This is a genomic window from Klebsiella sp. 64 (assembly GCF_018223915.1).
Classification (GTDB): Bacteria; Pseudomonadota; Gammaproteobacteria; order Enterobacterales; family Enterobacteriaceae; genus Klebsiella; species Klebsiella pneumoniae.
In genome coordinates this window covers 1-7,218 of record NZ_JAGRQZ010000066.1, presented here as the reverse complement: position 1 = coordinate 7,218, position 7,218 = coordinate 1, and the positions used below count along the sequence as shown (strand labels likewise).

Here is a 7,218-nt window from a genome sequence, read left to right as displayed (position 1 = left end):
ATATTTATCTCCGCGGAGGGGATCGCCCTTGGACATGCCCTGAACCTCACCAGCCAGCAGATCTGGCTGCTCTGCGCATTATGCGCCGGTCTGCTGCTGGCGCTGGCGATCCGTTGGCTGCTGACTCCGCCGGCTGCACTGGTGCGGGTTTCCCATGTTGAAACCTCCTCGCCTGCGTCCGGGAGCGATACCCGTCGCGCGGCGTGGCGACTCTTGATGGTTTACGGTCTGGCGGGCTTCGGCTATATCATCACCGCCACTTATCTGCCGTTGTTTCTGTCCGGTTCGCTGCAGAGCGTTGACCCGGTCCATCTGTGGGCGCTGTTTGGTCTGGCGGCCGCGCCGTCCTGCCTCATCTGGCATAAGCTGGTGCTAAAGTGGGGATACCGGCAAGCGCTGACCCGCAACCTGCTCGTCCAGGCGCTTGGCGTGATCCTTCCAGCCTGCAGCGCTTCATTGCTGTTTTGCGTGCTAAGCGCGCTTTTGGTGGGCTTTACCTTTATGGGCACCGTAACCATTGCGCTACCGAAGGCGAAAAGTCTCAGCCATCAGGTGAGCTTCAATATGATTGCCGCGATGACTGCACTGTACGGTGTGGGACAGATTGCCGGGCCGCTTATCGCCGGCGCGCTGTATCAGATCGCGGCTTCATTTAACCCGGCGCTCTATGCCGCGGCGCTGGCGCTGCTGATTGCCGCAGGGCTGGTCTTTACCGAACGCCAGGCTTAGCCAATCGCCACGCTTTGCAGCAGCTTGCGCCACTCGCTCAGGGCGGGGGCGCTCAAGCCGCTGCGCCAGATAAGCTGGGTGGTCGCCTCGCACAGCGGTTCGCTAAGGCAGTTTTCGGGAAGCGTCATCAGCGACAGCACGCTCTGCGGCAGCAGGCAGGCGTAGCGCCCGGACGCCACGCAGGCAAGCATGCTGTGATAGGAATTGACCTCATGCACCTCGACGGCCGCCTGCTGTTCCGCCAGCCAGCGTTCTCCCAGCGCGCGGTAGCTGCAGCCGCTGGCAAATGCCGCGAACCGCAGCGGACCCGGGGTCTGCGGACGGACCAGCATCAGGGTTTCATAAAACACCGGGGTGAATGCCAGTTCGGCGGGACAGGCAGGTTGCCCATCGGCCCCTGGCGGCAGGCAGACCAGCGCGGCATCAAGGGCGGCGGTTAACACCCCCTCGGTTAACTGGCGGGTCGGTTGGGTGATGAGGGTGATATCCACCTGTGGGCACTGCTGTTGGAAGCGGGTAAGCAGCGGCGGCAGCCGGCTGGCGGCGGTCGCCTCCATCGCGCCCAGACGCAGACTGCCGCCTGGGGTTGTCGGATGCAGAGCCTGCTTTGCCTCTTCCGCCAGGCTCAGGATCCGCCGGGCATAGCTGAGAAACTGCACGCCTGCCGGGGACAACACCATTTTTTTGTTGCCGCGAACGAAGAGCTCAACGGCAAGCTCCTCTTCCAGCTGCTGAATGCGGGTCGTGATATTGGACTGTGCGCGGCCCAGCCGTTTTGCTGCCTGGGTGACGCTCTGCGTTTCTGCCACCTGAATGAAGATCTCGAGTGTGCTGTGGTTCATATTTTTCTTCTCAATACGATAATAATGTTGATCTTACCATCTTTAAAGGAGATGGTAAGCCTCCAGCATCGTTAAAGCATGAGGAAACCATGAGCAACCCGCTGCTTTCGCTTCTTGATATTGATTATCCCCTGATTCAGGCCCCGATGGCGGGCGTCTCCACCCCCGCGCTGGCTGCCGCGGTAAGTAATGCCGGTGCGCTGGGCTCGCTGGGGCTGGGCGCTTCAACCGTTGCCCAGGCGGAAGCGATGATAGTCGCCACCCGCCAGCTGACGGACCGTCCGTTCAATGTCAATCTGTTCTGCCATGCGCCGCCCCGGCGCGACGCCCGGCGGGAAGCCGACTGGGCAACAACATTACGTCCCCATTTTGCCCGCTATGGCAGTACGCCACCGGATTCGTTAAGCGAGATCTACCAGACATTTATCGGTCATGCGCCGATGCTGGAGCTGCTTCTCGACATCTCGCCGGCGGTGGTGAGCTTTCATTTTGGCCTTCCTGAAGGTGAGACGATCCAGCGTCTGCGGCGGCAGGGGATCGTTACCCTGGCGACGGCAACCTCGCTCCAGGAGGCGCTGCTGATTGAACAGCAGGGGATCGACGTGGTGGTCGCTCAGGGCTATGAGGCGGGCGGGCACCGGGGGATCTTTGCTCCGCAGGCGCCTGACGCGCAGCTGAGCACCTTCACCCTGGTGCAACTTCTGCGGCGTCGACTAACCATCCCGGTGGTGGCCGCCGGGGGCATCATGGACGGAGCGGGGATCGCCAGCGTGATGCAGTTGGGGGCGCAGGGCGTACAGCTCGGTACGGCGTTTTTACTGTGTCCGGAATCGGCCGCCGACGCCGGCTATCGCGCGGCGATCCACAACAGCCTTGACGGGCGTACGGTGCTGACCTCCGCGATATCCGGGCGTCCGGCACGCTGTCTGGCGAATGCCTTCTGCGCGCTGGGGGAAGGCTATCCGGCGAGCGCCGTGCCGGATTATCCGCTGGCGTATGATATCGGCAAAGCACTGGCCGCCGCCGCGAAAGCCCAGGGTGTCCATGAGTATGGCGCCCACTGGGCCGGGCAGGGGGTGGGGTTGATCCGCGAGTGTGACGCCGCCACTCTGGTCCGCCAGCTGGCGGCAGAGAGCGGCTGGAACTAATGACTGACGGCTAGCGGCGGTGGGCCAGGCTACGCACCAGCCGATCGCCGGCCATTTGCACCCCCTGGACCATCGCCACCAGGATCAGCACTGTGCCAAACATGACTTCATTATTAAACCGCTGATAGCCGTAACGGATGGCGAGGTCGCCAAGTCCACCGCCGCCGATCACACCGGCCATGGAGGAGAAACCAATCAGCATTACGATGGTCAGCGTGATCCCGGCCAGCAGCGTTGGCAGGGCTTCCGGCAGCAGGGATTTAAAAATGACGTGCCAGACGTTGCCGCCCATCGACAGAATGGCTTCAATTCTCCCGTAGTCCACCTCGTCGAGCGCGTTTTCCGTCAGACGGGCAAAGAATGGAAAGGCGCCGATGGTTACCGGCACGATGGCGGCGGTGCTGCCCAGCGTGGTGCCGACGATCAGCCGGGTAAAGGGGATCAGGGCGATCAGCAGTACGATAAACGGCAGCGACCTGCCGATGTTGATCACCGCGCCTAACAGCGCGTTCAGTTTCGGCATCGGCGCCAGCCCGTTGGCGCGGGAAATAAACAACAGCACGCCGGTGGGCAGCCCGATCAGCACGGTAAACAGGGCCGCCAGGCCCACCATATAGAGCGTATCCAGCGTGCCGTCGAGTAATAACGGCCACAAATCTTCCCAGCTCATGCTACTCCGCATAATGGCCTCCCCTGAACGCCGTGGCGGGTAAGAAATTCCTGTTCAGCCTGCAGGTCGTGCAGCAGCGACTGGCGCAGCCGCGACCATGGGGTCACCAGCAGGTCGGCAAGTTTACCGCTTTCGACAATCTCGCCCTGTTCCAGCAGCGCCGCGTGGTCACAGATGGTTTTCACCACCTCCAGCTGGTGCGTAATCAGCACAATGGTCAGATTGAGGCGCTGGTTAATATCCGCCAGCAGGGCCAGCACCGAGGCGGTGGTCTCGGGATCCAGCGCACTGGTCGCCTCATCGCACAGCAGCACTTCCGGCCGGGCGGCCAGCGCCCGGGCTATGCCGACGCGCTGCTTTTGCCCGCCGGAAAGCTGTGACGGGAAAGCGGCGGCCTTTTCGCTGAGATCCACCAGCTCCAGCAGTTCGCGCACCCGGGCCTCGCGAGCGGCCCTCGGCACTCCGGCAATCTCCAGCGGCACCGCGACGTTGTCAGCGACGGTGCGGGCATGCAGCAGATTGAAGTGCTGGAAAATCATCCCGGTGCGCAGGCGATAATCCCGCAGCGCCGCCTTGTTCAACTGGGTAATATCCTGTCCGTTCACCAGAATGCGGCCCGAGGTGGGCCGCTCCAGTAAATTGAGACAGCGGATGAGCGTACTTTTGCCGGCGCCACTGCGCCCGAGAATGCCGTATATTGCCCCTTTCGGTATCTGCAACGCGATATCGTTCAGCGCCGGTCGGCCGGTTCCGGCGTAGGTTTTGCTCAGCCCTTCGATGGTTATCATGACTGAGGGGCCACCGGGATCACCGAGCCGTTGTAGGTTTTACGGATAAACTCCGCCACCTGCGGCGAGGTCAGGTCTTTCGCCAGCGCCTTAATGCGCGGGTCATTCGCCAGGGCTGGGGTGGTCACCAGAATATTGGCGTACGGGTTATGCTCGGCGCTTTCCAGCCCAAGGGCATCCTTCGCTGGCACCAGGCCGGCTTCCAGCGCGTAGTTACCGTTAATCACCGCCAGGTCGACATCGTCGAGGGAGCGCGGGATCTGCGGCGATTCAATCTCCAGAATCTTCAGGTGTTTCGGGTTCTCGACAATATCCTTCGGCGTCGCCAGGGTGGTGGCCGGGTCGGTAAATTTGGGGTCCAGCTTGATAAGCTTCTGCGCCTGCAGCAGGAACAGCGCCCGGCTCAGGTTGGTGGTGTTATTCGGCACCGCCACGGTGGCGTTTTCCGGCAGTGATGAGAAATCTTTATGCTTATGCGAGTAGATCCCCAGCGGCTCAATATGCACGGTGGCCGCGACGGCAAAGGTTTTACCCAGCGCTTTCTCCTGATCCTTCAGGTAGGGGACATGCTGGAAGTAGTTGGCATCCACATCGCCACTGGCCAGCAGTTCATTGGCGTTGACCCCGCTGGTCAGCTCCACCACCTTCAGATCGAGGCTGGGATCGATTTTTTTGATGTAGTTGAGGATCTCCGCGTGGGGAACCGGGTCCGCGGCGACGCGCAGCGCGGCAGCCTGGGCAGACGTCCATGCCAGAGAAAGAGACAGTGCGACCCCTGCCAGTTTAAAAGCGGCATATTTCATGGTGTGTTCCTTTTTAGTTATGGTTAAACGATCAATTGCTCGGCGCGTTCGCGAAACACGTCCTGATAGTAGCGTTCCGCCACGTCCGGATGGGAACGCAGACGGCCCTTGAGATAATTCCAGCCGACATCGCGCAGCGGCGGATTGTGCGGGTCGCTGTCCGGCCCTCGCGCTTCACGCGCCAGCTCGGGCGGCAGGGTGTAAACCGGCACCACCGCGTCAAGCTGGGCGCCGAGGAAGAAGGCGATGGAGAGGCGCTGCTGCTGCGCCGGCGGCGACACCACGCGATGGACGGTAGCGCGCAAATACCCGTTGGTCGCCAGCTCCAGCAGTTCGCCAATATTGACCACAAAGCTGCCGGCCAGCGGCACGGCGTCGATCCATTCTCCAGGCGCGACCTCAACCTGCAGTCCTTTCTGCTCGTCCTGCAGCAGGAAGCTGAGAAACCCCGAATCTTTATGGGCGCCGACGCCCTGGCTGCTTTGGGTCTCCTGCTGGCCGGGGTAGCGGATCAGTTTGATATGCTCGTTGGGTTTCTCGCCGTAGAGCTGATCGAAAGCATTCTCCGGGAGCTGCAGGGCTTCGGCAAAGGCGCGCAGCAGGCGGATGCCCACCTGGGTCATCTGCTGTTGCCAGTGAAGTAACACCGGTTTAAGCGACGGCAGGGCGGCAGGCCACAGATTCGGACCCTGCAGGCGCTGCCAGCGCGGGGCATCGTCGCTGAGGGTCAGCGCCGGGCGTTCGGCGCCGATATCAAACTGCTCTCGCCAGTCAGGCTGGCCGCGCGTCAGCTCTGAGGCCGCGCGGTTATAGCCGCGAAAATGGGGGGAGTGGATCATCGCCACCTGCTGTTTTTGCGCTTCATCGAGGGCAAAAAAGCGTTGGGACTGGCGCTGAACTTCATACTGAAGCGCGTCGTCCACACCGTGGTTGATCAAATAGAAGAAGCCGATGTCGCGGGCGGCGTGACGCAGGTCGGCCAGGAAGGCCGCTTTATCCGCGGGGTCCGCGTAGCGGGCCAGGTCGAGAATCGGCAGGGTGGTCGCGTTCATTGTGTTCTCCGAAAACGGGGTAATAAGTTATGGGTTGATTCAGGTTCAGGGTTCGGGCACAACAGCAGCGCATGGTGATTTCCTCTGTCCGGGGCTGAACACAGCTTGCCTCAAGGCCAAATAAGCAACCAATAACGTTATTTTCTAATTTATGACCGCGCGGGGTTCAGTGCTTTTGCGTTAAATAGATATAGGCGCGAAGCGCGTAATGAAGCCGGTTGCGCCCGTCGGTGAGAGCCAGTAAGGTAGGCGCACTTTTTAATGCGGAACGGACGTATCGTAATGCACAGCTCGAAAGATCCCCTGCACGGCGTGACGCTGGAAGCGCTGCTCAATGCCCTGGTGGCGCGCTATGGTTGGGCGGAAATGGCCCGCCAGGTCAACATTAACTGCTTTAAAAGCGATCCCAGCATTAAGTCCAGCCTCAAATTTCTCCGCCGGACGCCGTGGGCGCGCAAAGAGGTGGAGGCTATGTATCTCGCCTCCCTTGATGATGACGCGCCGGTGGAGAAAGCGGATCCCTGGGCAAACTGGCAGAAAAAATAACCCTTACCACAGGACACCATCATGCAGAGCTGGAGCAGTAAAGATTTCACCGCCGACCGCGCGTGGGGCGCGCTGGATATTGCCAATTTTTCCGGTACCACCGTGCGTCTGCACTGGACCGACCAACCCTATATCTGGCACATCAATGATGGTCAGGAGGTGTTTGCCGTGATGGATGGTCAGGTGGCGATGCATGTGAAAGTCGACGGCGAGGAGCAGGTTATCATGCTAAACGCCGGCGATATCTTCTACGCCGGGGTGGGATGCGAGCATGTCGCTCACCCGCAGGGGGCGGCGCGTATTCTGGTGATTGAGAATGAAGGGTCGGTCTGACCCCGCGGCGGGCGGTTCTTTGCCCGCCGTTTCATCGCCTGTCAGATGCGACATACCGCGTTGATATAAATCACTTATCCTGCTTTCGATATATTTAATTCTTGTTTGCCATTCCCTTCACCCCAGCACTATCTTTTGCCGCAGGCGCCTGACCAGGCACAATCGCGGGAGAGATCATGGCAACCTTGCAGTGGGACCACGCAGTACAGTTTGTGAATCAGCCGGAAGCGGCGATTGAAATCTTTGCCGGGCAGCAGCTGCGGGCGGTGGCCGGAGGGCGGCATCCGGGGTGGGGAACCCGTAATGC

General features: G+C 61.0%; 10 protein-coding genes. 5 read left to right on the top strand and 5 right to left on the bottom strand.

The genetic code is table 11. The annotated features are described in order from the left end of the window. Positions 1-729: YbfB/YjiJ family MFS transporter (locus KHQ23_RS26125; protein WP_139840465.1), on the top strand; the 729-nt coding region annotated here is incomplete at its 5' end. On the opposite strand, the gene KHQ23_RS26120 is transcribed toward KHQ23_RS26125, so the two are convergent. Continuing rightward, on the bottom strand, positions 726-1,571 hold the full coding sequence (locus KHQ23_RS26120; RefSeq protein WP_004143508.1) for a LysR family transcriptional regulator: 846 nt from the start codon (positions 1,569-1,571) through the stop codon (positions 726-728). The two genes, KHQ23_RS26125 and KHQ23_RS26120, sit on opposite strands and share 4 nt — an antisense overlap. 89 nt (positions 1,572-1,660) lie before the next feature. Here KHQ23_RS26120 and KHQ23_RS26115 point away from each other — a divergent pair, with 89 nt between their 5' ends. After that, positions 1,661-2,719: a nitronate monooxygenase family protein gene (locus KHQ23_RS26115; RefSeq protein WP_004179795.1), complete on the top strand. Its 1,059-nt coding sequence runs from the start codon at positions 1,661-1,663 to the stop codon at positions 2,717-2,719. Positions 2,720-2,729: 10 nt separating this feature from the next. Here KHQ23_RS26115 and KHQ23_RS26110 read toward each other — a convergent pair whose 3' ends face one another. From KHQ23_RS26110 to KHQ23_RS26095, 4 genes are read right to left on the bottom strand one after another with little or no spacing between them, the layout of a single operon-like run. Further along, positions 2,730-3,389: a methionine ABC transporter permease gene (locus KHQ23_RS26110; RefSeq protein ID WP_004217626.1), complete on the bottom strand. Its 660-nt coding sequence runs from the start codon at positions 3,387-3,389 to the stop codon at positions 2,730-2,732. Beyond that, positions 3,386-4,177 carry a methionine ABC transporter ATP-binding protein gene (locus tag KHQ23_RS26105; protein WP_073553711.1) on the bottom strand — a complete coding sequence of 264 codons (792 nt, stop codon included), beginning with the start codon at positions 4,175-4,177 and terminating at the stop codon, positions 3,386-3,388. Before KHQ23_RS26105 ends, KHQ23_RS26110 begins: the two co-directional genes overlap by 4 nt. Beyond that, positions 4,174-4,980, bottom strand: a complete 807-nt coding sequence (locus tag KHQ23_RS26100) for a MetQ/NlpA family ABC transporter substrate-binding protein (protein WP_002904638.1) — start codon at positions 4,978-4,980, stop codon at positions 4,174-4,176. The genes KHQ23_RS26105 and KHQ23_RS26100 overlap by 4 nt, the downstream gene beginning before the upstream one ends. Before the next feature lie 23 nt (positions 4,981-5,003). Then, positions 5,004-6,032 carry an isopenicillin N synthase family oxygenase gene (locus KHQ23_RS26095; protein WP_047694695.1) on the bottom strand — a complete coding sequence of 343 codons (1,029 nt, stop codon included), beginning with the start codon at positions 6,030-6,032 and terminating at the stop codon, positions 5,004-5,006. 282 nt (positions 6,033-6,314) lie between these two features. Here KHQ23_RS26095 and KHQ23_RS26090 point away from each other — a divergent pair, with 282 nt between their 5' ends. The 3 genes from KHQ23_RS26090 to KHQ23_RS26080 form a co-directional block, all read left to right on the top strand. Next, positions 6,315-6,578 carry a VF530 family DNA-binding protein gene (locus KHQ23_RS26090; RefSeq protein WP_002904643.1) on the top strand — a complete coding sequence of 88 codons (264 nt, stop codon included), beginning with the start codon at positions 6,315-6,317 and terminating at the stop codon, positions 6,576-6,578. 21 nt (positions 6,579-6,599) lie between these two features. Further along, positions 6,600-6,911, top strand: a complete 312-nt coding sequence (locus KHQ23_RS26085) for a cupin (protein ID WP_211776824.1) — start codon at positions 6,600-6,602, stop codon at positions 6,909-6,911. 176 nt (positions 6,912-7,087) lie between these two features. After that, positions 7,088-7,218 (top strand): VOC family protein (locus tag KHQ23_RS26080; RefSeq protein WP_139033431.1); only part of this gene is annotated, 131 nt, incomplete at its 3' end.